A 25727-nucleotide genomic window follows, 5' to 3' on the forward strand; every position below is an offset into this window, starting at 1 on the left:
CGACAAGCGTGGTTATGAAGGGGAAGGGGTCGATTTTTGTCGGAGCAGAATCGATTTTCGGGCCCACAAGCCGTTAATCAAGAGCAGAACGGCCGAAACGAGAAAAAGCTGCTGGATCGTCATCACGCCGGAGATCGCTCCGCCCACGACGGGGCCCAGCATGTTCCCGAGCGCAAGAGCGCTTGTGTTGAAGCTGTAGGAGCGGCTTTCCATCCCGTTCGGCGTATATTTCCGGATGAGCGCGTTCACCGTAGGGAGCAGTCCTCCAAGAAAAATGCCGAGGAAAAACCGGGCCGCGCAGAGCTGCCACACGTTGTGCACGAAGGCTTGGGGGACCGAAGCCACGGCGGCGCCGAGCAGACACGTCACGAGAATTTTCTCCGGTCCGATCCGGTCAGACAATTTGCCGAATATTGGCGAAGCGATCATGTTGGAGAAGCCGGTCACCGATCCGACCAGACCGGCGTAGAACGCCAGCATCTCGTCCTGTCCGTGAAGCTGCTGGACGAACAGCGGGAGAAGCGGCATTACGCTGAGCAGCGAGAATTGGATCAAGAAGGTGACGGAGTACAGCGAAGGAAGCTGCGAAATGCGCCTCAGCTCGTTGAATGCCGCCAGCATGGACTGCTTCGGCTTCTGAAGCGCTTTTTTTGCATCGAACGTTTCCTTCACCAGCAGCGCTGCAAGCAGCGAGGCGGCGAATAGCGTAGCACCCGTCACGAAGAAAATGTTGCGGAACCCGATCCATTCCGCCAGCAGCCCGCCGAGAAACGGCCCGAGAATCGATCCGGCGACGGAGCCGGATTGCAGTGTGCCCATCGCGAAGCCGACTTTCTCGCGCGGCGTGGTGGCCGACATCAGCGCGACTCCCGCGGGCACGAAGCCGGACACCGTACCGTTCAAGAGCCGGAGCAGCAGCAGGTGCCAGGCGCTGGTCGAGAAGCCCATCAGCGTCATGACGATCGCCATGCCGAAGCCGGAGCGCAGCAGCATCACCTTGCGTCCGTACCGGTCGGCGAGTCCGCCCCAGATCGGCTGAAATATAAAGGAGGTGACGAAATTCCCTGCAAAGATGACCCCGGCCCAAGTAGCAACGCTATGAGGGTCATGGAGGCCCAGCTCCTGCAAATACAAAGGCAAAAAAGGAACAATCATCGTCATGCCGGCCATGACCAAAAATTGTCCCACCCATAATACGATTAAGTTAACCTGCCATTTCGCCACGCGAGCTCGCCTCTTTTCAAGCTGACCATCGCATGCAAACCGAAGAACATGTTTGCCGTCATCTGTGTGCTGGTCTATGTAATGTAACGTTCGACATGCTTCGAGTATACTCTCATTATTTCTGCGATGCAAACGTGTTCGGGGCAAACCGAAGAATGTGGCAATCAGGGGCCGGCCCGTTATTGCCGTTCGATCCCGCTGCGAATTTCGCCGACGAACCGCTCCAGATTGGGCAGGCCGACGCGTTCGGCGATGGCGACGGCTTGCTCGACGTCATAAGGCACGCGGACGAGCTGTACGGAGAACGGAGCAGGCTCCAGACAGGCCGGCTGCGACGTTTCTCCTTCCAGAATGGCATAGCTCGCATAAGGGAGCCCGTCGTAAGGCGCGCCGACGCTGCCGGTGTTGAAGAGCAGCAGACCTTGTCCCGCCTTCGACTTCAGCGTCTGGACGTAAGGAACGTGGATATCCCCATAGCCGATGACGTCCGGTGTCAGCTCCGTGCCCGCAAACCCGCCCGTCTGATCCGTATTTTGGAACATTGCTAGCTTTTCCTTCTTATTAGCCTTGCGGAGCACGCGATGATAAATGCTTTGCGCGGAAGCATGAAAAAGACGGACGCGGCGTCCGCTTAGCCACAGCTCCGCGGAGAACGGCAGCTCGCGCAAGTAGCGGAGCCGCTCGGTCCCGAGCTGGCGCTGCTGCCATAAGCCCGTTTCCTTGTCCTGCGGGTTGTTGATGCCGTGATCCCAGTTGCCCTGCACCGTCGTTTCGCACAGCTCGCGAATAAGGTCCACCGCCTCGCACGGCTGCGGCCCTTTGCCGACCAGATCGCCGAGGCAAACGATACGCTGGATACGGCGGCGGCGAATATCCCGAACGACCGCCTCCAGCGCAGGCAAGTTGCCGTGGATGTCGGAAATGACGGCAATGTTGTCCATGATGTTAGGTTCCTCCTGTTTCTGTAGCTCCCAAGTGGCTGATCTTTCCATTATAGCACATGCCAAGAACCTTCGGAGAACGGTATTCCCGGAAGGTTCTTATTCTTTACCGCTTTGTCGGCTCTAGTACACTTTATGAATGATCTCCTCGAAATCCGGCTCCTCCATATGAACGTCGCGGGCCGTTCCATACGGCTCCAGCCGGCGGAGTACTTCCAAGGCGGGCAGCTCCTGCCGGTTGAAATGGACGGTCAGCTCGCAGCCGTTCGCTTCCGCGACGATGAAGCCCAACTCCGACTCCGTGGCATTATCCAGAGAAACCTCGGCTTCAAACGATACGCGCAAAATCGTCGGCAGTCCGATCCGCTCCCGCAGCTCACCGATCGTTCCGTCGTACGCCAGCGACCCGTGGTTGATCACCATGACGCGGTCGCAGAGCTGCTCGATGTCGTCCATATCGTGGGTCGTCAGCAGCACCGTTTTGCCAAGCTCCCGGTTGACTTTGGACAGCAGCCCGCGAATGTTGCGCTTGGCGATGACGTCCAGCCCGATGGTCGGCTCGTCGAGAAACAGGATGTCCGGCTCGTGCAGCAATGCGGCGGCAAGATCGGCCCGCATCCGCTGGCCGAGCGACAGCTTGCGGACCGGCGTATCGGCGAATTCGCCGAGGCCGAGCAGCCCGTCCAGCTCCGCCAGCGTCCGCTGCTGCCGCTGCCGGTCGATGCGGTACATCGCGCACAAAATATCGAACGAATCGCACACCGGCAAGTCCCACCACAGCTGGCTGCGCTGGCCGAAGACGACGCCGAGCCGGGAAACGACCCGGCGGCGGTCCTTGTGCGGGCTCATGCCGTCGATCCGCACTTCGCCCGAGGTCGGGTGCAGAATGCCGGTCAACATTTTGATCGTCGTCGATTTTCCGGCGCCGTTCGGACCGATATACCCGACGAACTCACCCGTACCGACCGTAAAGCTGATATCGCGGACCGCCGTTTTTTCCGCCCCGCCTCCGGTCACGGCCGCTTTGATCCGTTCCCACCGGCTTAAATGGGGGGCGGGAATGCGAAAGCTTTTATGTAAATGCTTAACCTCAATCATCGGTTTGTTCGCTCCTTTCAGATCTGGAAGTCATGGAAGTCGTAGTAAAATCAGCTTCCGCTGCTCTGGTAGCGGCTCAGGCCGAACCGCCAAAACCGCAGCATGAGCCACAGGAAGACGGCGGCAAAAGCCATGACGGCCGGCAGCAGCCACCAGCCGAACTCGCCCTTCACGATATAAAGCGCCGGCATGTAGTTTGCCATTCCGACAGGGATCAAGGTGAGCAGCAAGGTCCGCAGCCATCCGGGATACAGCTCCATCGGATACTGCACGGCTTTGTTTGCGGCATCTTCCGTCAAATTTTGCAGTTCGCTAACCCGTGTTGTCCAGAAGCCGAACGTTGCGGTGCCGAGTCCGATGGCGAACAGAAGCACCGCACCCGTCACCAGAACGACGAGAGTGAGCGGAATGGCGGCTGCGCTCACCTGGCCCGAGCTTATCATTTGTCCTAAGCAAAGCGTCAGGATGATGCCGCCCTGCACCCATTCGCCGAGCATCAGGCGGAAATTTTGCGACATCAGCGCCAGCAAGACGGGAATCGGTCGAACGAGCAACTGGTCCAAATCGCCGGAGACCAAATATTTCTCCAGATGATGCACGTCGTTGGCGAAGCTGCGGTAGAGCGCTTTGGACAGCAGGATGGTAGCGTACAAATAACCGATTTCGTACAAGCTCCAGCCTTGAATCGAGTCGAATTTCCATAAAATTACGGAAAGCAGCAAAAAGTCCATCGCATTGACAAGAGCTGCGAGCACGGTGGATAGCCAGAAATTGAATTTGTACTGCATCCGGCTGCGGACACTGGCTTTGACCAGCAGCAAAAACATACGTATCGTGCTCATCCGCCCTGCACCTCCACTTTATTCCGCACAACAGCGGTTGCGGCGAGGCAAAGCGCAGTAAACAGTACGCACCACAAAAGGCCGCCGTACATTTCGGACGGGGAAGCGAGGCCCAAATAAATTTTGCTTGGAATGTACTGCATGTACGGATAAGGCGTCAAGTAAGCGATGCGCTGCAGCCAGTGCGGCAGCCATTCGATCGGAATGAGAAAGCCGGAAAGTACGCTTGAGATGGAATTGTGAACCCAAAACAGCCAAGTCGATTCGGTAGTCCAGAGGGCCGTTACGCCGATGAGGTAATTCACGCAAATATTCATATAGGCGGCCATCGCAAGCGCCGTGGCGAAAGCAAGCCAGGTGCCGGTGTTGTGCGGAACCGGAAGCGAAAGCATCCATATGTAAATCAGGTAGATGGGGATCGTCTTGTAGAGCAATTGGTATCCGATTTGTCCCCATTCGCGGCACATCAACTGGTAAAACAGATGAACCGGACGCATCAAGTCGGTTGCGATCTGTCCGGTGCGTACCGAGCGCTCGATCCCAAGCCCGTTGGTCACGAATAATGTTACCCACAGCATCGCTTGGTTCAGCGCGACATAATGGATGACGGTTTGCAGGCTGTAGCCGTGCATGCCGTCCTGCTGTCCGATGCCCTGCCAGATCGAGACGTAGATCAGCCCGAAGATGACGCTGGCGACCGTATTGACCGCATGGGACAAGCGGTACTGCAGATTGCGTGCGAACGCTTTCTTCATTAAGACAGGGAAAAGCATAGACACCTCCGTAAGCTTGGATTGGAGCTTGGCTGGTAACGGCAGCGAAGTCCGATTCGCCGGGTTCGGCAAGAGATGAGGCGGATTGAGGTGAGTTGCCTAAAAAATCGAGAGAAAATCTATGTTACCAGAATAAGGGGGCGTTTGGCAATCGTTTTTTTTAGGTATTTGTGCCCCATGACCACAGGCGGGTGATTTGCTATAATGGGAAAAGAGAACATGTGCGCTGATTCGCAGCGGGATAGGATAGGGGTAGGTTAAGATTCAGAAGGAACCGGTTGATACGGAGCAATCGCGTAAGCAAAAGCATGAACAGGAGCAGAAGCAGAACAGAACGCTCTGGATAAAAATTGGCTTGTTAAGCCTCATCACGATTGGCGCCTTCGCATATTTGATTCAAAAGCTGGACCCTCCGCAGGAGGGGGATAAAGGGGGCGGGCTGGCGTTGCCTCCGAAGATCGAAGCGATGTCCAAGCCGCCTGCGACGACGAATCCGGGCGTCACTCCAGAAAAGCCGCCGTCAGCGGATAGCGGTACAGCGACGGCGCCTCAGGAGCAATCCCCGAAAGTCAAGCTCACGTTCGTGGGCGATGTCATGTTCGGCAGCAAGGTGGATGAGCTGCTCCAAAAGAACGGCTACGATTATCCGTACAAACATGTCAAGCCGTACTTGGAAAAGGCGGATATTACCGTGGCGAATCTGGAAACGCCGATCACGACAAGAGGCGAAGCCCAGGAAAAAGAATACGTGTACCGGTCGTCTCCGAAGTCGCTGCCCGAATTGAAGCGAGCGGGCGTCGATCTGGTCAATCTGGCCAACAACCACAGCATGGACTATGGCGTCGAAGGGCTGCTCGATACGCTGGATTACCTTGATGCCCAGGACATCAAGCACGTAGGCGCAGGCCGGAATTCGGACGAAGCGTACAGCTACGTGATTATGGAGCAAAAAGGCATCAAAATCGCCTTCCTCGGCTTCAGCCGGGTCATTCCCGATACGAACTGGTACGCCGGCAAATCGAAACCGGGGATGGCGGAAACCTACAGCACGAAGCTGGCGTTTGAAGCCATCGGCAAGGCGAGAGCCGAGGCGGATCTGGTTGTCGTTATCGCCCATTGGGGAGAAGAGCGTAAGGCGTATCCGGTCAAGTCGCAGTCCGATCTGGCAAGGCAGTATATCGATCAGGGCGCAGATCTCGTCGTCGCCAGCCACCCGCATGTCGTTCAAGGCTTCGAGCAGTACAAGGACAAATGGATCGCCTACAGCATGGGCAATTTTATATTTACTACTAATGATAATCCGAATACTTGGGAAAGTATGATTTTGGAAGCCTCCTGCACCAAGGAACGAAGCTGCGACCTGAGCATGGTGCCGATCTTGACCAAGTGGGCCCAGCCGGTCCCGATGGTCGACGAGGCCCGAGACAAGCTGTTCGAGAAGCTGACGAGCTTGTCCGTCAATGCGCAGATCGACAAGGAAGGGCGGATCACGCTTGGGGAGACCCGCACGATTCCGTCCGAGGTGGAAGAGAAGCCGCCTGTGAAGAAGGAGACGGGCATCGTCGACGGAACGTCCAAAACAGCCGTCAAACCGCCTGCGGAAGGGACGAAAAAGCCTGCCGATTCCGGCAAAGCCGCCGATCCGAAGAAGGCCGAACAGGGCAAAAAGTCCGAGACCGGGAAGTCAACGGAGACGGGTAAGAAGACGGATGCGGATAAAACGCAGACCGGGAAGACAGGAGAATCGGGCAAGTCGCAGGGAACCGGCAAGAATACCGAGGGCAAGAAAACGTCCGAGGAAGGCACCAAATCGTCCGAGGGCGGTAAAAAATCGTCTGAAAGCACCAAGAAATCGTCTGAAAGCACCAAGAAATCTGCCGAAGATCCGAAGAAATCGACCGATTCCAAAAAGACGAACGAATCTTCAAAATCCTCCGGCGAAACCCGCAAGACAGAGGAAGACCGGAAATCATCCGACTGAACGTAAAACGGCTGCCCCATTCGCATGGGGGCGGCCGTTTTTTTACGATGCGCAAACGTTGAGATTCCCCCAAGCCAGGCTTATAATGAAGGCGGAGTCTTATTTTAACGGAAAAGGAACGATCCGAAGATGAACGAATCGATTCGCAACATTTATTGCGTAGGACGCAATTACGGACGGCATGCGGCGGAGCTCGGCAACGATATTCCGGAGGAGCCGATGATTTTTACGAAGCCGACCCATGCGCTGGCTGTGATTGACGGCGGCGAAATCGAGCTGCCCGGCGGACGGGGTGAGGTGCACTACGAAGCCGAACTGGTGCTCCGCATCGGACAAGCGTATAAAGAGGGCATCACCGTGGACGAGCTGGTGGACCAGCTGGCTCTGGGCATCGATTTTACTTTGCGGGACGTGCAATCGGCGTTGAAAAAGAAAGGCCACCCCTGGCTCCCGGCCAAAGGATTTAAGGGCTCGGCCGCGCTGACCGGATTCCGTCCGTTTCCCGGCTTCGGGCAAGCCAAGCAGGTGGAATATTCCTTAAAACGGAACAGTCAGGAAGTACAGCGGGGGAATTTGAACGACATGATTTTTGATCTACAGGTGATCGTAGATTATATCGCCGCACATTACGGCTTGGGTGAAGGGGATATCATTTACACGGGTACGCCTGCGGGCGTTGGGGCGGTGAATGACGGAGACCGCTTCGAGCTGTTCTGGGGAGAGCGGGCTTTCGGCGCTTTTACGGCCAAGATCGGAAAGTAGCGGGTCCCGGAACGAAAAAGGCACTGCCGCATCCGGCTTTTTACGATCATATTATATGGGATTGGAAGGGGGCTCGGATGAATTGCAGCATTGGATCATCGGATTGGCAGGAAGTGTTCTGATTGCCGGAGCGGCGTACAGGAAACGTTCGCTGTCCGGATCGGGGGCTGCCGCTGCGGTTATGCTCGGAACGCTGATGTATGCGGCAGGAAGCTTGGCTTGGTTCGGGACATTGATTGCGTTTTTTATCTCGTCCTCGCTGCTGTCGAAGTGGAAGAGCAAGAAGAAGGCGGCCGCCGAGAGCGGCTACGCCAAATCCGGACGAAGGGATGCCGGCCAGGTGCTTGCCAACGGCGGTTTGGGGCTCGCTCTTTGTCTGGGAGCCGCCTTCGTGCCGCATCCGGCCTGGTGGGCCGTCTACATCGGCGTGATGGCAACGGTGACTGCGGACACGTGGGCGACGGAGATCGGCGGCCTCAGCCGGACGGCCCCGCGCTCCATCGTCAACGGCCGTCCGGTGCCGCCCGGCACTTCCGGCGGCGTATCGTCGCTCGGACTTGCCGCATCCGCGGCCGGCGGCTTGTTTATCGGAGCCGTCGCTTGGGCGCTGGCGGCGCTACAGCCGGAGCAGGCAGGGGACGCCCCTGCGTGGGAGGCTTCCGTCCGGTCGGCGGCCGGCCTGTTCGTCCTTGGGCTGGTTGGGGGCCTTGCCGGGTCGCTGGCCGACTCGTGGCTCGGGGCGGTGTGTCAGGTCATGTACCGCTGCCGCGTCTGCGGGAAAGAAATCGAAAAAAACCGCCACTGCGAGGCAGCGGCGGTTCGAATCCGGGGGTTGGCGTTCATGACCAACGACACGGTTAACGCTTTAAGCTCGGCGTTTGGCGGCGCCGTAACTCTCCTACTTTCGCTGTGGCTGTAACAGCGATTTAATCCTCTTCCTTGCGGGAATAAGCGAGCTTCGTTACATACATGGTGATGCCCGAGATAAGCAGCGCGACGATAATGCTGATGACGATAACGGTAGTTACCATGGCTTAAGCAGTCCTCCAAGCGGATAAATGTCACTTCGGACATTGTACCCCATGGAGGACAAAAAGCCAACCGTTACGGATTGCGCGGCTTCCAGGCCGGAAGCTGCAGCGATCCGACTTCGCGAAGTGTTTTCAAATCGTTCGCTTTCAGCATGTCGGGCGAGGACGAATACAGCGTATCGCCGATATACAGCAGGCGCTCGATATTGCGTTCGCTGCCGTACCAGTGCTGGCCGGCTTTGTTCATATCGTCTCCCGTCAAGTGCGTAATCTTACCGCGAAGTTGGAAGCCTTTTTGCAGGTCCAGCCCGTAAACGTAAGCGCCTTGGAAGGTAAAATCCCCGTATTTCGATGCGTTTTCCTGCGTGTTGGCACCGGTCTTATCTTTCACTTCCGCAACAGTAACCGGGAAGGCCAGCAACTGCTTCTCCTTGGAGAACAGCAGCGCTTTATGATCGTGCAGCAGCGGCGATTCGGTCCCGCGGTCGCCGATCGTCTCCTTGAACAGCTCCTTTGGATTCGCCACATCGGATACATCGAACAGGGCGAGCTTCATCCCTTGATAGAAAGCGACCGTGTCCGAGCCGTCGCCTTTCTTGTTGGAGACCTCCACCGCTTCCTTGCCGAAGCCGATCAGATGGTTCTCGTCGTACGGATGCAGGTAGTCGCTGTAGCCCGGAATTTTCAGCTTGCCGAGCATAGCCGGCGCCTGAGGGTTACTCAGATCCAGGACGAACAGCGGGTCGGTATTTTTGAACGTCACCATATAGGCGCGGTTCCCCGCATAGCGTACGGAATAGATGCGCTCGCCCGGGGCCAATCCTTCCAGCTTGCCGACGACACTTAGCGCTTCGTTCAGCACATACACGTTATTTTTCGACGTATGCTCGTCATTCCGCCACATATCGCCGCTGGTGGTGGCGATGCGGAAGTAGCCGTTCTGCTCATCCATCGAAAACTGGTTCAGCGCATGTCCCGGCACCTTGCCGCGTCCGACATAACGGACCATCCCGTTATCCATGCCGAATTTATAAATGGCGCTCGTCATATTAAGCGGCGCGGGGATGAAGGTGGTCTTGCCGTCCGCCTGCACCGTCTGCTCATTCTCTTTCATCGGCTCGTACTCGCTCACGGTGACATACAGGTTGTCGGGAGAAGCGTAGACGTTTTGCCCGGAGCCGAGGTAGCTCGTCACCTGCATTTTTTGATCGGGCTTGCTAAGCTTGAGGCCGCCGATTAGCAAATAGTTCGGCTCGACGGCTTTCGGGAAGTACCGGATATCCTCGTAGCCGATCGTAATAAATTGGTCTCCGGCAGCGGAATCCCGGTAGGCCGGCAGCGATTCGTTCGCCTGCTTCGCGGCGGAGTCCGCCTCTTGACGCATGATCCAAAAATAATTCATCGACTTGTTCGTTACGACGTACAACGAGTCGCCGATTTTGCGCGAAGAGACGTAATGCCCTTCCAGCTCGGCCTCACGGACTTGCTTCAGCTGGGTCCGGTCGCCCAACTCGTAAACGATCGTTTTTGTCGTCGAGCGGGTCGGGCGCCCCGGCCATACGACCATCTTTTTGGCCGTTCCGATGGCCGGCTCTGCAGAAACCGCAGAGCTGGCGTCATAAGGAACCTGTCCCGGCTTCTCGTACGTCGGATAGGATGTGTTGCCGACAACGACGAGATAGTTGTTATCGACGTACAGCTCCTGCGGATAAAAATTCGGGTCCGCCCAGTAGACGGTGCTGACGACGCTCATGCTTTCGGCCGGAGAAGCTTTCGTCACGAGAACGCGGTCGCGATTCACCTGGTAGATGTAGATGCCATCCGACTTGATAACGTCCGCTTCATCGACGCCCTGCACCTGCACGTTCGTGCCGGAGTAGGTGGGAGCCGCTGCGTCGGAAGCCTGCTTGGCGGCACTGCCGGCGGCTTGCGGTGCGTCAGCGGACGATTTCTCGGTAACCGCGATCGCATTGTCGCCCCGTAAGATCATGTTAGGACCGCTGCCATGAACGGCGGTAGACTCCTTAAGCAGCGCTTCCATCCGTTCCCGCGAACCGACGGTCGGCAAGCTTTTGTCCGCATCGGCAATCGTTACGCGCTTGTTTGGACCGTCCCAATAAACGTTAAAATCGAACGACTCGCTGAAAAAGCGCAGCGGTACCAAAATATTTCCATTATCGAGCGCGGGCGCTTCGTCCAACGTGACGGCTTCGCTTCCGCGGAAAGCTTCCTTGCTGTCCAGCCGAAGCTTGATCGAGCGATCCGCTTTGGTTGCCGTGGCTGAGCGTTCGGCTTCGTCCCACTGCACCTTCACGCCGAGCGCATCCGACAGCTCGCGGAGCGGAACCATCAGCGTGTTTCTGATCAAACGGGGCTGCACGGACAAGCTGACGGGCTGTCCGTTTAGCGTCAGCGCGATGAGTGCTTGCCCTGTGTCGGCCGCCACCGATAACGGCGCCGGGGAGACGGAAGTAAGGAGCGTCAATGCCAACATGCTTGCAAAGAGTGTTCTTTTCTGCACTTGTTTTCCTCCTTTGATGTTTCGTACCCTCTTTGTACCCTTTTTGAAATATCTTCTTGTTCACCCCTACTGACGCGCCCCCTGAAGAAATTGTTTCATCAAAAACCGCTCTTTTCCAAAAAGAAAAAGAGCGGTTTACCGATTTATTCGTCGCAATAAGCTATAGCCCGGTTCCGCCCCTCCTGCTTGGCCCGATAGAGCGCCTTGTCCGCACGGATAATCAGCTCCCGCGGCGAGACGTCGCGGACGGGAATCATGGTGGCAACGCCCAGACTTGCGGTGACGAAGGAGGAGACGGCGGAGCCGCGATGAGGGATGCGCAGTTGCTCCACTTCCGAGCGCATTCGCTCGCCCACGTAAAGCGCGCCCCGGCCGTCTGTGACCGGCAGCACAATGACAAATTCCTCGCCGCCGTATCTCGCAATCATGTCGCCCGGGCGCTTGGCTGCGCGCCGCATCGCTTCGGCCACATATTGGAGGCAGGCATCGCCGTCATGATGTCCGTAGGTGTCGTTATACCGCTTGAAATAGTCGATATCGAGCAGTATAACGGACAGCGGGGTGGAGAAGCGCATGGCATGCCGCCATTCCTTGGCAAACCGCTCATCGAAAAAGCGCCGGTTGGCGAGCCCGGTCAGCGCGTCGATCGAAGAAATTTTTTGCAGCAGCTCGTTGGTTTTCATCAGCTGCTGTTCCGTTTGCTTGCGCGAAGAGATGTCCCGGGAAATGCAGATCACCGTTTGTCCGTTTCCCGAATCGTGTTCGTCCCCTGTAATTCGTCCGCTTGTTTCGAACCAGACATAACCGCTGTCTTTCGTACGAATCCGGTAGGAGCTCAAAGGCAAGTTCGGCGCCGTCTCCATAGGAGACGTAGTTCCAGGGATTTTCGTCAAATCCTCGGGATGAAACAACTCGTAGGCGCTGGTCCCGATCAATTCTTCGGGCTCGTACCCAAGCAGAACACGGCAAGAAGGGGAAATGTACAAAATACGGCCGGACAAATCGTGCATCGACACAACGTCTGTGCTTTGCTCTACGAGGGTCCGGTAAAGAGAATCGCTGCCTGTTCCGTTCATCTCACGTGTTGCTTCTCGCCCGGGGGCTGGCGCCGCGAATTGGCTCTGTGCATCGCTCTCCGGGATTTGCACGAACAGAGAAGCCGGCGATCCGTGTGGCCGGGGGGCGACGGGCGCCGTGATGGAGCACCGGACCAGCGTGCCGTCGCTGCGGATAAGCCTTGCTTCGAACGGCTGAGCTACGGACGTCCCGTCGGCCAACTCTTTCAATATTCTACGAATCTGCTCTCTATCTTCGGGATGGATAATAGGTCCCCAAGGCATGCCGTTCAACGCCTCTTCGGGATAGCCGATCTGCTTGCCGAATGCAGGATTGACGCGAAGAAATAGGCCTTCTTCCGAGAAGAAAGCCATGCCGTTCGTGGATTGCCTAAACGCGCTGAAATATAATTGGATTTGCTCTGCATCCGTCCATTGATCAACCATGCTGCCGGCATCCTTCCTGCATGGATTACGTCCTAGTAACTAGGAAAATCGTTCCATAAACTCGCACTTACTATATTAATGAAAGTGGAGTTTTTGATCAATGAGGATGGAAAGGTTATGGCAGATTTAATATAAATTTTACTATTTCTTGACTATTTAAAAAACATCCGGCATGAAAACGCTATTTGCTCGAATTGTTTTCGTCTTCCACATGCTCCAAGTTCGTGTCGGCGGAAAGAAACGCCCGGCTTCCCGTGTCTTCGGTAACGGTCAGAGCTTGCTCGGAGGACGTCTCGTTCAGCCGTTTCTCAAGCTGCTTGATCTTACGCTGCAGCTTGATCTGGCGGAACAAGCCGATCAGGAAGGCGATCAAGCCGCCGAGCAGGGTAGATCCCAGAATGACCAGAATGAGCGGAATGTCAGCCTGGGTGAACAAAAAATTGACGCGGACGGGCTCTACGTTAATAACGGCGAATACCGCGGTAATAAGGGCAAAAAGCAACGTACTGATCAACATCCATTGGGCTCTCATCGAAATCGTCTCCTTTTGACTGCTGCATGAAGGGCAAAAAGGCCGAGCCGGGCAATACCGGACTCAGCCTGCGTCGGCAGCTTACTTCGCCAGCACTTCCATTTGCTCCAGAAGCTCTTTGAATACGCTCATCGCTTGTTTGATCGGTTCCGGCGTCGACATATCCACGCCTGCCTTCTTCAAGATATTGATGGAGTAGTCGCTGCTCCCGCTTTTCAAGAAACCCAGATAGCGGTCGACGGCCGGCTGCCCCTCCTCCAAAATCTGCTTCGCAAAGCTGGTGGCCGCCGAGAAGCCGGTGGCGTATTTGTACACGTAGAAGCTGTTGTAGAAATGAGGGATGCGCGCCCATTCCATCTCGATGTCCTGATCTACCGCCATATCCTTGCCGTAATACTGCACGTTCAGATCGTAGTAGATTTGGCTCAACAGCTGCGGGGTAAGCGTTTCGCCTTGCTCCGCTTTTTCGTGAATGATCTTCTCGAACTCGGCAAACATGGTTTGCCGGAATACCGTCGTCCGGAACTGGTCCATGTAGTAGGTGAGCAGGTACATTTTTTCTTTCTTGTCCGTCGACTTCTTCAGCAGATAATCCATCAGCAGCGCTTCATTCAGCGTCGATGCGACTTCCGCGAGGAAAATCGTATACTGCGCGTAGCGGTAAGGCTGATTCGCGTCCGACAAGTAGGAGTGGAGCGCGTGTCCCATCTCGTGCGTCAACGTGAACATGCTGTTCAGGTTGTCCTTGTGGTTCAGAAGAACGTACGGATGGGTGCCGAATGCGCCCCAGCTGTAGGCACCGTTACGCTTGCCCTCATTCTCGTAAATGTCGATCCAGCCGTCTTCGAAGCCCTCCTGCAGGGTCTTCAAATACTCCTCGCCGAGCGGCTTCAAGCTTTCTTTGACCGTTTTCTTCGCTTCCTCGTACGTAATCTCCAGGTCGTATTCTTCGACCAGCGGAGCGAACAGGTCGTACATGTGCAGCTTGTCGACCTTCATCAGCTTGCGGCGCAGCTCCATGTAGCGGTGCATAAGCGGCAGCGACTCGTGAATCGTGTCGATCAGGTTTGTGTACACTTCCTTCTTGATGTTGTCGCCGAACAGCGACATTTCCAGCGTAGAAGGGTACTTGCGAATCTTGGAGTAAAAAATATTTTTCGTCACGTTGGCGGCAAGCGTCGAGGCGATCGTGTTCTTTTGCTTGGCATATGTGGCGTACATCGCTTCGAAAGCTTGCTTGCGGACGTCGCGGTTGCGGCTTTCGAGGAATTGGATGTAGCGGCCGTGCGTGAGCTCGACTTCTTCGCCTTTTTCGTTTTTCACCTTCGGGAACTTGATATCCGCGTTGTTGATCATGCCGTAAATCGTGCTCGGCGCTTGCGACAGGTTGCCGACTTGGGCAAGCAGCGCTTCCTCCGCTTTGCTTAGCACGTGCTGCTTCTCGCGGATCAGCTCTTCGAGCGTCCTTTTGTAGAAGGCGAGCTGGGGATCGTTCACCAGCTTCTGCAGTTGATCGTCCGACAAGCTCAAAATTTCCGGGGAAATGAACGAGGTCGCTTCACCGGCTTCGACGCTTAATCTTTTCGATTTATCGGATAAGGCCTGATATGTAGGGTCCGCCATGTCCTCGTGATGCTTCATGTTGGCGTAGACATACAGACGTTCGGTATGTAGGGAGATTTTATCCTCCAGCTCGAAGCACTGCTTGATGGCCGCCGGGTCGTTCAGCTTGCCGTGAAAGCGGCCAATTTCCTGCAGCGCGTTTTTCACTTCTTGATGCTCTTGATCCCAGGCCTGCTGGTTCGAAAAAAGATCTTCCAGGTTCCAACGGTGTTCCGCAGGAACGTCGCTCCGCTTCGGTACTTGATTCATGGGAGCCCTCCTTGTCAAATGAAGTGGTTTAGCCGCTTGATTCGCAGCCGCCGCCGATCCGATCACAACACCGGAGAGCAGCGCGCCGGATAGCAGCAACGGCAACAATCGCATTACCCGCTCACGCTCCAAGCTGTTTATGGGTCCGTTGGAAAGCTCTAGTTAGTATAGCCGGAGCGCGGGTTAAATATAAGTATAGGGAATTCAAGGAAAGAAGTCTATTGGCTTACTTCGCGCCGGAAAAAAAACTAAAGATCATCAGCACGAACGAAAACGATACCATCACCAGCGCCAAAATGGCCAGCGGCCGTTTCACGTTCGCCGGAAGGGAATCTTTCTTCATGATTAAGATCAGCGCGAGTGAGAATGAAATAATCATGAACGTCAAGATCGATGCGCCATTGCTCAAAGCTTATCACCTCTTACTGTCTATGTTCGCCAATTCGGGCGGTTTTCCTTTAACTCCTCATGAAAAAAATGCAATGGGAATCGCCCCATAGGGAACGCTATACCGGAAAGAGAAAGGAGTGATTCCCATGAGCCTCTTCACCCTTGCGGATGCTGCTGCACCCCCGGTGCTTGATGACAAGAATCAGCCTACCGCAGGCTTATCTGTATCGCAGTTCGTCCTAGAGCAGTTGCAGGCATGGAAGGTTGAGCGGATCTACGGCGTAATCGGCGACGCCAATTTAAGTTTATTGGATGAGCTCGGAAAACAGAACGCGATCCGGTACGTGGCCTGTCGGCATGAGAGCGCCGCCGGGCTGATGGCTTCCGCCGAAGCGAAGCTGACGGGTAGGACGGCGGTATGCCTGGCAACAAGCGGCCCGGGTGTCACGAATATGCTGAACGGTCTGGCCGATGCCGCCATGGATCGGGCGCCGGTACTGGCACTGTCGGGGCAGGTCGAAACGGCGAAGATCGGTACCCGAACCAAGCAGTATGTAGACCAGCAGAAGCTCAATGCCGCCGTGGCGGGAAAATCCGAGCTGGTCGCGCATGCGGACGCGCTGCCCGAATTGATGGAGCAGGCGCTCGTCCGTGGATTGCTCCAAGGGCAAGTGACCCATCTGTCCATTCCAAAGGACTTGTATTCGGTGAAGGTAAAAGGCGAGATAAAGCCGTACGCCGCCCACCTGCATCAGCCGCTGGCCGCCCCCGACAGCGAGATTGCGGAATTGGCAGCCTTGCTCGCCTCGGCCGAACGGCCGGTCCTGTTCATTGGCCGCGGCGTGAAGCAGACAGCGGCGGATGTACTTCAACTCGCGGAGAAGCTGTCTGCCGCCGTCATCACCACGCTGCCCGCCCGGCCGTTGTTTCCGAACGACCACGAATGCTACGCCGGCGGCCTCGGTCAGGCTGGCAGCGAGGCGTCCAGCGTCCTGCTGGCTGAGAGCGATCTGATCGTCATGCTCGGTGCGACATGGTGGCCGGACGATTACGTGCCGACGCAGGCGCGGATTGTTCAGGTCGATTGGAACCGGGAAGCGATCGGCCTCGGTCACCCGCTGCATAAGGGCGTCGTCGGCGACCTCGGGCAGATTGTACCCAAACTCGCCGCTGCCGAGCATCTCTCGGCCAAAGACCGCAGCGCTTGGCGCGCCCGGGTTCGCGACGTGTGTACGGGCTGGAAGCGGCAAATCGAGGCCGAGGCCCGGGCCGATGGCACGCCGGTACCGCCGCAGCGCGTCATGAAGACGATTGCGGATCACGTATCGGACCAAGCGATCGTCGCCGTCGATACCGGCGATCATACGCTCTGGTTCAATCGTATTTTTCAAGCCAAGGCGGGGCAGGATATTCTAATTTCCGGCCGGTGGCGGACGCTCGGCTTTGCGTTGCCGGCGGCAATAGCCGCCAAGCTCTGCTATCCCGACCGTCAAGTGATCGCGGTAGCAGGGGATGGGGGAGTCATCCAGACGCTGATGGAATTGCAGACGGCGGCCGAGCTGCAGTTAGCGATCGTGCTCGTTGTTCTCAACAACGGTGCTTACGCGATGGAACAGGACCGGATGAATGTCGCGGGCATGAACCTGACCGGCAGTGCCCTCCGGCCGCCCGATTTTGCGGCCATCGCCGAAGCTTGCGGCGGCTCCGGTTATCGGGCGTCGAGCCCCGAAGAATTCGAGCAATCTCTCCGTCAGGCGCTGACCGGCAGCAAACCCGCGCTGATCGACGTCCGTACCGCCGCAACACCCGTTCCGCATGCGAAAATTTGAGCTTAACGCAGCAAAGCCGGCACTAGTGGAATGTGCCGGCTTTTCATCATTGCCCCACCATATAAGCCGCGAGGCGAATTTTGTTTTTGGACGGATCATTGAAATAACGCATGCAGAAGGTAGAGTAACTGTCGGCCCCTTTGACAACGGGTTATTACCATAATATCCAGTTCATTTAACCCGTTGTCAATAGCGTCCGGAGGCAGTTACTTCTGACTCGCAGCCCCCGGCATATCCGAGTTTCCGCAACCCCCTCAGCCTCGCGACTTCACCAAAATCATGCGTCCTTTTTCATCGCGCTTCGCTTCGAAACTATCGTTCGGTTGGATGTCCGCTCCTTGCTCCAGATCGGCCGGAATCGTCAGGTGGCCGCTCTCGTTAATGGATACCAAAGAGCCGTAGATCTTCTTCCAGTAGCCCGCCAGGAGGACGCCAACGACGATGATGGCAACCAAGCCCCATTTCACGATTGGGTTGGCGATAAACCATTCCTTCACAAGTGGGTCTCCCGTCAGCATCGAACCCGCGGTATAAGCAAGTACGCCGGAACCGATGTAGATGATCCAAGGAAACTTTTCCAACAGCTTGATAAACATAGTGCTGCCCCATACCATAATCGGTACGCTGATAATGAGGCCGAGCACGACCAGAAGGAAGCTTCCGTGAGAAGCACCGGCCACCGCCATGACATTGTCGAAGCCCATGGCCGCGTCAGCGATCATAATCGTACGAATGGCGGGCCACAGCTGCGGTTTGGCTTCGATGGCATGGTCTTTCTTGTCCACCAGCAGCTTGTAGGCGATCCAGATCAGCACGACTCCGCCGATAAGCAGCAAGGCAGGCAGCTTCAGCAGCCAGACGACGGCGAGTGTAGCAATGACACGAATGATAACGGCACCGACCGTTCCCCAGAGGACTGCGCCTTTTTGCTGTTCCTTCGGCAAATTGCGCGCTGCGAGTGCGATGACGATGGCATTGTCCCCGGCAAGCACGAGGTCGATCAAGACAATGTTCATCAAGGCGAGAAGAAATTCTACGGACAACCATTCCATGTCCTACCACTCCTTTTTACGTTGTTGTTGTTGTTAATCTTTACACAAAAATGACCTCTACCATATCGGTACAGGTCATTTTTCCACCAAAAAAGACCTTTACTTCAATGGCAAAGGTCTTGCTAACAACGTTTCGTTGCCAATAAAGCCGGGGCTCTTCCCAGAACCCGAACTGACGACTTTACTGTGACAGCTACTCCCCTTTGGAGGACATCCTTATGTAATTGCCCTCATTATAACGAATGGACAAGCCGGGCGTCAAGCAAAATTATGTCCAATTTCGTTTTAAACTTGACGGAAAGCTTCCATAATACTCTCAAGCTCTTCGTCGGTGCCTTGGAACCGGTCCTTCGAGAAGCGTTCGTTCACCCAATGCATCATCTCCGGGCGGCTGAGAAACGTGTGGCAATCCTCGCCCCACTGGTCGGAAATTTCTCTTAAAATCAACTGCTTTCCATTAACCTCAACCGTCAGCATGTTCCATTTGTCTTTTTTGTAGATCGTATGTTTTTTAATCCCCTGATTTTTCAAGGCTGTTACCTCTTTCTATTCCAATGGTTGCGGGCGAGTGAGAAATCCCTCGCTACCTCTTTACCTTAGCATGAATTGATCTTGGCTTCAACCAAGCGGGCAATCATGTAGCGATTGTCAATCACCATAGACCGTGATAAAATGCCAATAAGCTCCAGCACCGGCCGCAGGGCGGGTGGGGGCGAAGCGATTCAATACATGAGCAGAGGAGAGCGGAGAAAGATGAGCAGAGGGTATGAGCAGATTGGAGTGGCAATGACCTGCCGGTCATTTGCCGAGTACGAACGCATGTTTAGGCTGAAGCCGGAGCTGCTGGAGGCGGGTCCGATTTTGGACGTGGCCGCAGGAGCTTCGTCGTTTGTAGCGGAAGCCGGTGCCCGTGGATTGGCAGCCCGAGCGGCCGATCCGATGTACGAGCTGTCGGCAGAAGGAATTTACCGCCACGGGATGACGGAGATAGAAGTGTCGACCGGGAAGCTGGCCAAGCTGCGGGAGAGCTTTGATTGGACGTTCTACGGCGACCCGGACCGGCATCGTGCGATGCGGGAGGCGTCCATGAAGCGGTTCGCCGACGATTATGCGCGCGCTTCCGAAGGAAGCAAGTATACGGCAGCCAAGCTGCCTCATCTTCCATATGAGGACGAGTCGTTCGGGCTTGTGTTGTGCAGCCACTTTTTATTTCTGTACCATGAGCAATTCGACTATGACTTTCACACTCGCGCGCTGCGTGAGCTGCTAAGGGTATGCCGTGCAGGCGGAGAGGCGCGGGTATATCCCGTCATTACGCTGCAATGGGATCGGTATCCGATGCTGGACCGGCTTCTGGAAGACCTGCGGACGGCCGGATTCGAGGCGTCTTTGGAGCTATCCGAATTGCCTTTTATTCCCGGTTCCAAAGAGCTGCTGCGCATACAAAAATAAGGCTGTGTATAATTTAGGTCTTGTTGATTTATCCTGATAAGGGTGATATACTTTAAGCATTCGCCCTTGATGGCGATACATCTAGGAGGTTGTTTTCATTGAAAGGTACAGTAAAATGGTTTAACGCAGAAAAAGGCTACGGTTTCATTCAAGTAGAAGGCGGCGACGACGTATTCGTACACTTCTCCGCAATCCAAGGCGACGGCTTCAAAACTTTGGAAGAAGGCCAATCGGTTGAGTTCGAAATCGTTCAAGGCAACCGTGGTCCACAAGCGGCTAACGTTCACAAACTGTAAGTCGAAACTAACTACGATGCCCGGTCGACAATCGGTTGACGGGTTTTGATATAAGCTTTCTTCTAGAAATCAAAACGATGAAACTTCTTGGATTCGCTTCTTGATTTCGCAAGAAAACTTACCGCTGCGGCGGTTTTCATCTCATCGTTAGATAGTTTGCTTAAGTTTCAATGCCAAATGAAAAGCCAACAAGCGGTTCTTGGAATAATCGTTCCAGGAACCGCTTTTTTTGCATCCCCGATGGAAGGCGAGGGTGCCGAGAAGCTGCTGAACACGATGGACGCTTTTAAAATAAGAACGCCCCGGATACCGATATTGGTCCGAGGCGTTCTTTAGCGTTTCCAAATTTAATCGACGATACGCAGAATGTCGTCGATTTCCTTGCGCGGCAGGCGGGCCGGCCGCTCGGAAGGATAGCCGAGGGCAATGACCATGTTGATCTGGCATTCCGGCCGGATGTTCAAATATTCGCGAAGCTGGTCTTGGGCGAGCAGTACCGGACCGGTCATCGGGCATGTGCCAAGTCCGCGGGCATGTGCGGCCAGCATCAGGTTTTGCGCGGCGAGGCAGCTGCTCTTGATGCCTTCTTCCGCCCATACCGCATCGTCGACAAGCTCAACGGGATCGAAGATACGCTCCCGGAACTTGGAGTTATACGGCGTCGCGAGACATACGATCAGCACAGGCGCATCCGAGAAAGCGGTAGCGTAAGGTCCGAACGACTTGGTCAGCAGGCGGGCTTCCTTGGACAAGCCGCGCTGCTCCGCTTCGGCAGCTCTGCGATGCAACTGATCCCAGGTAATTTGCTCGATTTCTTTAATTTTGTCGCGATTCATGACGGCAATGAATTCCCACGTTTGGGAGTTCGTATCGCTTGGGGCATAGCGTGCGCAATCGATAATTTCGCGAATATCTTCGACGGCAACGGGCTGATCCGTATATTTGCGGATGCTGCGGCGGTCAAGCGCGATCGTTTTGAATTCATGGTAGGACAGTGTAGATGTATCGGTCATTAGGGGCCATCCTCTCTTTTCGACTTGCGGTATTTCTTAGGACTTGGTACTAAAAGCTCTTTTCCATTATAACGGCGCAGCATGAAAATGACAACCGTATGGTGTGTGCGACGGATGAGCTAAGGTCGCAAAAGATCGGCCCCAATAGCAGGAAGCGGGCCTCGAACGTCAATGGGCGCCGGGCACGGACAGGCCGATGCGGTCGACCAGCCGTTTGCTTTCTTCGTTCAACCCTTTAAGGGACACGTTCTTGCTGTGCATTTCATAGCGGGAGATCATCTTCGCTACGGCATTCACGGCGGAATGGTCCCAGAGGTGAGAATGACTGAAATCCACGGTGACGGAGGCGGGGTCCCCGGCATAATCGAATTGCTCGATGAAGTGGGAGACCGTTCCGAAAAACATTTGTCCGGATACCTGATATTGCTTGGTTCCGTCCGGGAGAAGCGTTGCGGCTGTTCGCAAGGATGCCATTTTCCAAGCGAAAATGACAGCGCTCAAGACGACGCCTGCAAAAACGCCTTTGGACAAATCATGCGTAGCAACGACGATGACAACCGTAACGATCATCACGAACGAATCGGTTTTCGGGATCGTGCGAAGCTGCTTAAGCGAACCCCAATCGAACGTGCCGAGCGAGACCATGAACATGACGCCGACCAAAGCGGCCATCGGAATTTGCTTGACAACATTGCCGAGAACAAGAATCAGGGAGAGCAAGAAGACACCGGCTACCAAGGTCGAAAGCCTCGTCCGTCCGCCGGACTTGACATTGATGACGGATTGGCCGATCATCGCGCAGCCTGCCATGCCTCCGAAAAAGCCAGTCACGATGTTCGCAAAGCCTTGACCGCGCACTCCCCGGTTTTTATCACTTATGGTATGTGTCATTTCGTCCACGATCGTTGCCGTCAACAGAGACTTTACTGGACCATACGGCTCCGTTCGACAGATTTCTTGCCAAAATGAAAAACCGTACCCGAAGGTACGGTGAGCTTGTTGAGAAAGTGGGCGATTGAGGTAATAGAGGTTACGAAAGGGTGGGTATCCACTTCCGACCGCTGCTCCACCCCACAAAGTGAAGTTGAATCAGGGAAGCTTAGTCCGAGTACTTTGCGGGGACCCCGGGTCCTCGGGAAATTTGATTAGAAGCCGCTTAGAGCGGACATTTCCCGAAGACAAAGGCGGCCGCTATCGCTTCTCCAGCGGATACCCCACCTCCGTTTGCATCTCTATTTTCGTAAAAGCCCACTTTCTCAACACTTTGACCGTACCGAAGGTACGGTTGAGGGGAACTATTGAAGCACGACGGATTCGCCTTCGTTCAGCCCGCTCAGCACTTCCGTCTTTTCCGGCGTTTCCAGGCCGATTTTGACGATGCGTTTCTCCAAGCTGCCGTCAGCGGTCTCGACCATGACGTAGTAGTCATTTTTATCCCGATTAATCGTCAGCGTCGGCACGACCAGCGCGCCACTTTTCTTATCCGTTTGGATCGAGGCGGTCAAGCTGAGTCCGGCAATCAGCCGCTCGTTCGGCTCCAGGGAGATCGTAACCTCGAACTGGGCGGCCGTCGTGTTCGAGGACTCGCTGCTGCTGCCGGTGCCGGCCTTGGCGAATTTGGATAGACGCTCGACCTTGCCTTTCAGCTTGACGTCCTTCAGCGCGTCGACGCGTACCTCGACATCCATGCCTTCCTTGATGCGGAACAAGTCGTATTCGCCGACATTACAAATCAGCTGCAGCTTCGTCAAATCGACGATTTTGCCGATCCGCTCGTTATCCTTCACCGACTTCGGCTCCTTGGTACCCTCGAACAGGAAAATGCCGTTTTCCGGCGCCGCAAAGCCTGCTGCTTGAAGCTTCTTCGTTTTCTCCGCGAGCTGCGAACGGGTATGCTCAAGAGTAACCTGCGTAATCTCGTTTTGCATTTTGCGGCTTTCCGACGCGGCAAAGCGCTTTTTGGCGTCCGTTTCGGTAATGCCCTCGGTGTCCGCATCGGCAATGCCAGTTTTTTCCTGAAATTGATTCAACCGTATGTCCATTTCCTGCTTCTTGGCGTTCGCTTGAAGCTGGGCGATTTCGTTGCGGAGCTCCGTGTCGTCAAGCCGGAACAGCACGTCGCCTTTGGCCACTTGAGAGCCGTCCTTGACGGACCACGCCGCGACGTAGGCGCCGAACGGAGCGTTTATGTACGTCTCCTTCTGATAGGAAGACTTTCCTTTCACTTCGACAATGTTGGTCAAATCCTCGCGGACGACTTTGAATTTCAATGCGTTCGTTGTTTGCGAAACCGCCGGACGGGATGCGTTCTGCGGCCGGCTTTGCCAATATAACAGCCCCGTAATGCCGATGACAAGCACCGCGCCTACGGCGGCGAACCATGTTCTTTTTTTCATAGCTGCATAACTCCTAAACTGTTAGTCTCGTTTGATGGCGGTCAGCGCGTCGGTGCGCGACGCTTTGATGGCCGGATAAATGCCGGACAGGACGCCGGTCATGATGGCGAAGAACAGGCCGACCGGTAGAATCCAGGGACTGATAAATAAAATTTCCGCCTGAGATCCCGCTCTTGGAGGTGTAAACTGCATGATGGCGATATTGATCCCCCAAATGACCCAATACGACACCAGAATGCCCACCAGGCCCCCGAGCAGCCCGAGCAGCGCCGATTCGACCATAAACATGTTGCGGATTTGGCCGAGGTTGGCGCCCAGCACTTTCATGATGCCGATCTGCCGCCTGCGCTGATAGGTCGACATCGTCATGGCGACGATGATCGAGATCGAGGCGACGAACAAAATAAAGACCCCGGCGCCGCCGAAGATCAGCCGGACGATGAGCAGCTCGTTTTGCATGCTTTCCTCGCGGTGAAGATTCGTCTGAACGGTGAGCTTCAGCTTCTTGAGCAGCGACTCCAGCTCTTTGACATGGGCGCTGCTGTCCACCTTAATTTTGACCTCGTTATACTCGGCTGTCTGTGAGGAGTTTTTATCTTCCTTGACCTTGCCGCCGTTCATTTGAATGATCGCTTCCTGAAGCCGCTTGCCGAGAGCCGGCGATACGAACGCCGTCTTTTGATGAATCAGCATATCGTCGGGAACGCCCTCCGGTTTCTTGAGGATGCCGACGACCCGGACGGGAATTTGGATGTCCACCGTTTCCCCGACGTCGTTCGAACGGTAAATTTGCGGCTTCATCACGATTTGCTTCTGATATACGGGATACGCGATATATTGCTGTTCCCGCCAAGCATTCCGGGCATCGCGTTCGCTCATGCTCTGGAGCTGCTGCTGGCGGGCTTTGGAGATTTGGCTGTCGAATAGCCCCATCGTCGCCCCATAGCTCAAAATAATCGTGTTCTCCTGCTCCGAAGGCCCGCCTTGCTGCAGTTCATAGCCGAATGCAGGCAGCGTGTCCAGCTCGGTGGCAAAGATTTGGTTGATATAGCCTTTTTTGCTGTCTACTTCAAATTCGAACTGGTTTAATGTCCGGTATGTAGCCAGCGCCTTAATATATGGGAAGGTGCGCATCATGCCGATTTTGGCTTTCGTAAGCTCGTAAGGCTTCGCGCTGTTCGGATCGTTCGGATCGGCTCCTTCGGCCCGGCCGCCGCTGGTTACCGTAATCTCGTCCGATTTCAGGTATAGGCTCATCTGCGTCCGGCTGTATTGGTTGATCGACTCTCCGAAGGAGAGGGCGACCACGATGGAAGCCGAGCCGATGGCAATGCCCATCGTACACAGCAGGGTGACGACGACGCGCCGTTTGAGCTGATCCCAGCCGAGCTTAAAATAATCGAGCAGCTTCATTCCGCGTCACCTGCCCATGCGCCGTCTTCGACCAGGTACCCGTCGCGCAGTTGAATGACCCTTCGGGTTCGCTTCGCGACCTCCAGTTCGTGGGTAACGATGACGAAGGTGATGCCGAGCGTCTGGTTCAATTCGATCAGCAGATCGATGATTTCTTTCTCCGTCTTCGTATCGAGGTTCCCGGTTGGCTCGTCCGCGAACACAATAGCCGGCTGCGTAATGAGTGAACGGGCGATGCTGACCCGCTGCTGCTGCCCGCCGGACAGCTGCGAGGGGAACATTTCGGTCTTTTCCCCGAGGCCAACCTTGGCGAGCAGTGACATGGCTTGCTCCCGGCGATGCTTGCCGCGCAGGCCTTGAAAAACAAGCGGCAGCTCGACGTTCTCACGGACGGTCAAATGCGGAATCAATTCGTACGATTGAAAAATAAAGCCGATATGGGTCCGGCGGAATTCCGCAAGCTGGTTCTCACTCATTTTCTCGATCGCCCGGCCGCTGATCAGGATGCTCCCGGACGTCGGCTTCATCAAGCCGGCCATCAGGTTCAGCAGCGTCGACTTTCCCGAGCCGGAGCTGCCGAGCAGGGCGATCATTTCCCCTTTGTCTACCCGGAAGTTAATTTCGTGCAGGACAGGCGTGTTCTCGCTGCCGCTGCGAAAGCTGTGTGACAAATGTTCTACCGCAAGCACATAACCCCTCCGTTGTTGAATTTTTCTAGTTCAGTATAGACGACCGTTCCATTCAGAAGTGGAAAAAGCTGAAAATTTAAGAAAACTTTAAGAGTCGCAGGCAGAAAAAAGCCGCCGG

At 55.4% G+C, this 25727-nt stretch carries 22 protein-coding genes and 1 pseudogene; 6 read left to right on the forward strand and 17 right to left on the reverse strand.

What is annotated here, in order from left to right:
* Positions 1 to 12 precede the first annotated feature (12 nt).
* The 5 genes from QMG93_RS06770 to QMG93_RS06790 form a co-directional block, all read right to left on the reverse strand.
* Complete coding sequence (locus QMG93_RS06770; RefSeq protein ID WP_281934707.1) at positions 13 to 1224, reverse strand: MFS transporter; 1212 nt, start codon at positions 1222 to 1224, stop codon at positions 13 to 15.
* A gap of 179 nt (positions 1225 to 1403) precedes the next feature.
* Positions 1404 to 2165 carry a metallophosphoesterase family protein gene (locus QMG93_RS06775; protein WP_281934708.1) on the reverse strand — a complete coding sequence of 254 codons (762 nt, stop codon included), beginning with the start codon at positions 2163 to 2165 and terminating at the stop codon, positions 1404 to 1406.
* A 123-nt stretch (positions 2166 to 2288) separates the two neighbouring features.
* Positions 2289 to 3263, reverse strand: coding sequence for an ATP-binding cassette domain-containing protein (locus tag QMG93_RS06780; RefSeq protein WP_281934710.1), 975 nt, complete (start codon positions 3261 to 3263; stop codon positions 2289 to 2291).
* A gap of 50 nt (positions 3264 to 3313) precedes the next feature.
* Positions 3314 to 4105, reverse strand: coding sequence for an ABC transporter permease (locus tag QMG93_RS06785; protein WP_281934712.1), 792 nt, complete (start codon positions 4103 to 4105; stop codon positions 3314 to 3316).
* Positions 4102 to 4878 carry an ABC transporter permease gene (locus tag QMG93_RS06790; protein WP_281934714.1) on the reverse strand — a complete coding sequence of 259 codons (777 nt, stop codon included), beginning with the start codon at positions 4876 to 4878 and terminating at the stop codon, positions 4102 to 4104. The genes QMG93_RS06785 and QMG93_RS06790 overlap by 4 nt, the downstream gene beginning before the upstream one ends.
* Positions 4879 to 5233: 355 nt before the next feature.
* Between QMG93_RS06790 and QMG93_RS06795 the strand changes: the two genes are divergently transcribed.
* From QMG93_RS06795 to QMG93_RS06805, 3 genes are all read left to right on the forward strand, one after another.
* Positions 5234 to 6859, forward strand: a complete 1626-nt coding sequence (locus QMG93_RS06795; RefSeq protein WP_281934716.1) for a CapA family protein — start codon at positions 5234 to 5236, stop codon at positions 6857 to 6859.
* 129 nt (positions 6860 to 6988) lie between these two features.
* Positions 6989 to 7621 (forward strand): fumarylacetoacetate hydrolase family protein, encoded by a 633-nt coding sequence (locus QMG93_RS06800; protein WP_281934718.1) that lies wholly within the window; start codon positions 6989 to 6991, stop codon positions 7619 to 7621.
* Between the two features lie 82 nt (positions 7622 to 7703).
* Positions 7704 to 8540, forward strand: a complete 837-nt coding sequence (locus QMG93_RS06805; protein ID WP_281934720.1) for a DUF92 domain-containing protein — start codon at positions 7704 to 7706, stop codon at positions 8538 to 8540.
* A 185-nt stretch (positions 8541 to 8725) separates the two neighbouring features.
* On the opposite strand, the gene QMG93_RS06810 is transcribed toward QMG93_RS06805, so the two are convergent.
* The 5 genes from QMG93_RS06810 to QMG93_RS06830 all read right to left on the reverse strand — a co-directional run bounded on the left by QMG93_RS06810 (position 8726) and on the right by QMG93_RS06830 (position 15488).
* Positions 8726 to 11173, reverse strand: coding sequence for a beta-propeller domain-containing protein (locus QMG93_RS06810; RefSeq protein WP_281934722.1), 2448 nt, complete (start codon positions 11171 to 11173; stop codon positions 8726 to 8728).
* 143 nt (positions 11174 to 11316) lie between these two features.
* Positions 11317 to 12675, reverse strand: a complete 1359-nt coding sequence (locus tag QMG93_RS06815; RefSeq protein ID WP_281934724.1) for a diguanylate cyclase domain-containing protein — start codon at positions 12673 to 12675, stop codon at positions 11317 to 11319.
* Positions 12676 to 12856: 181 nt separating this feature from the next.
* Complete coding sequence (locus QMG93_RS06820) at positions 12857 to 13207, reverse strand: lipopolysaccharide assembly LapA domain-containing protein (protein WP_281934726.1); 351 nt, start codon at positions 13205 to 13207, stop codon at positions 12857 to 12859.
* 81 nt (positions 13208 to 13288) lie between these two features.
* The gene (gene pepF, locus QMG93_RS06825) at positions 13289 to 15079 is read right to left on the reverse strand and encodes an oligoendopeptidase F (RefSeq protein WP_281934874.1); all 1791 of its coding nucleotides are present in this window, start codon (positions 15077 to 15079) and stop codon (positions 13289 to 13291) included.
* 226 nt (positions 15080 to 15305) lie between these two features.
* Entirely contained in the window at positions 15306 to 15488 is a 183-nt protein-coding gene (locus QMG93_RS06830) for a hypothetical protein (RefSeq protein WP_010491482.1), read from the reverse strand.
* 127 nt (positions 15489 to 15615) lie between these two features.
* Between QMG93_RS06830 and QMG93_RS06835 the strand changes: the two genes are divergently transcribed.
* Complete coding sequence (locus QMG93_RS06835) at positions 15616 to 17298, forward strand: thiamine pyrophosphate-binding protein (protein ID WP_281934731.1); 1683 nt, start codon at positions 15616 to 15618, stop codon at positions 17296 to 17298.
* A 254-nt stretch (positions 17299 to 17552) separates the two neighbouring features.
* Here QMG93_RS06835 and QMG93_RS06840 read toward each other — a convergent pair whose 3' ends face one another.
* Together QMG93_RS06840 and QMG93_RS06845 are read right to left on the reverse strand one after the other, a co-directional pair.
* The gene (locus tag QMG93_RS06840; RefSeq protein ID WP_281934733.1) at positions 17553 to 18350 is read right to left on the reverse strand and encodes a TerC family protein; all 798 of its coding nucleotides are present in this window, start codon (positions 18348 to 18350) and stop codon (positions 17553 to 17555) included.
* A 285-nt stretch (positions 18351 to 18635) separates the two neighbouring features.
* Positions 18636 to 18827 carry a hypothetical protein gene (locus QMG93_RS06845; protein WP_281934877.1) on the reverse strand — a complete coding sequence of 64 codons (192 nt, stop codon included), beginning with the start codon at positions 18825 to 18827 and terminating at the stop codon, positions 18636 to 18638.
* Between the two features lie 276 nt (positions 18828 to 19103).
* Here QMG93_RS06845 and QMG93_RS06850 point away from each other — a divergent pair, with 276 nt between their 5' ends.
* Positions 19104 to 19802 (forward strand): class I SAM-dependent methyltransferase, encoded by a 699-nt coding sequence (locus QMG93_RS06850; RefSeq protein ID WP_281934735.1) that lies wholly within the window; start codon positions 19104 to 19106, stop codon positions 19800 to 19802.
* A gap of 98 nt (positions 19803 to 19900) precedes the next feature.
* The gene (locus QMG93_RS06855; RefSeq protein WP_036680064.1) at positions 19901 to 20098 is read left to right on the forward strand and encodes a cold-shock protein; all 198 of its coding nucleotides are present in this window, start codon (positions 19901 to 19903) and stop codon (positions 20096 to 20098) included.
* A 347-nt stretch (positions 20099 to 20445) separates the two neighbouring features.
* Here the strand turns inward: QMG93_RS06855 and QMG93_RS06860 are convergent, their stop codons facing one another.
* The 5 genes and pseudogenes from QMG93_RS06860 to QMG93_RS06880 all read right to left on the reverse strand — a co-directional run bounded on the left by QMG93_RS06860 (position 20446) and on the right by QMG93_RS06880 (position 25609).
* Positions 20446 to 21111 (reverse strand): nitroreductase family protein, encoded by a 666-nt coding sequence (locus tag QMG93_RS06860; protein WP_281934739.1) that lies wholly within the window; start codon positions 21109 to 21111, stop codon positions 20446 to 20448.
* Between the two features lie 168 nt (positions 21112 to 21279).
* Positions 21280 to 22044: pseudogene (locus QMG93_RS06865) on the reverse strand (SulP family inorganic anion transporter); the annotation flags it as partial.
* A gap of 362 nt (positions 22045 to 22406) precedes the next feature.
* Entirely contained in the window at positions 22407 to 23507 is a 1101-nt protein-coding gene (locus tag QMG93_RS06870; protein WP_281934741.1) for an efflux RND transporter periplasmic adaptor subunit, read from the reverse strand.
* A gap of 21 nt (positions 23508 to 23528) precedes the next feature.
* Entirely contained in the window at positions 23529 to 24920 is a 1392-nt protein-coding gene (locus QMG93_RS06875) for an ABC transporter permease (protein ID WP_281934743.1), read from the reverse strand.
* Positions 24917 to 25609 (reverse strand): ABC transporter ATP-binding protein, encoded by a 693-nt coding sequence (locus QMG93_RS06880; protein WP_281934745.1) that lies wholly within the window; start codon positions 25607 to 25609, stop codon positions 24917 to 24919. Before QMG93_RS06880 ends, QMG93_RS06875 begins: the two co-directional genes overlap by 4 nt.
* Between the last annotated feature and the right edge of the window lie 118 nt (positions 25610 to 25727).

This window comes from Paenibacillus tyrphae, from assembly GCF_027925525.1.
Classification (GTDB): Bacteria; Bacillota; Bacilli; order Paenibacillales; family NBRC-103111; genus Paenibacillus_G; species Paenibacillus_G tyrfis_B.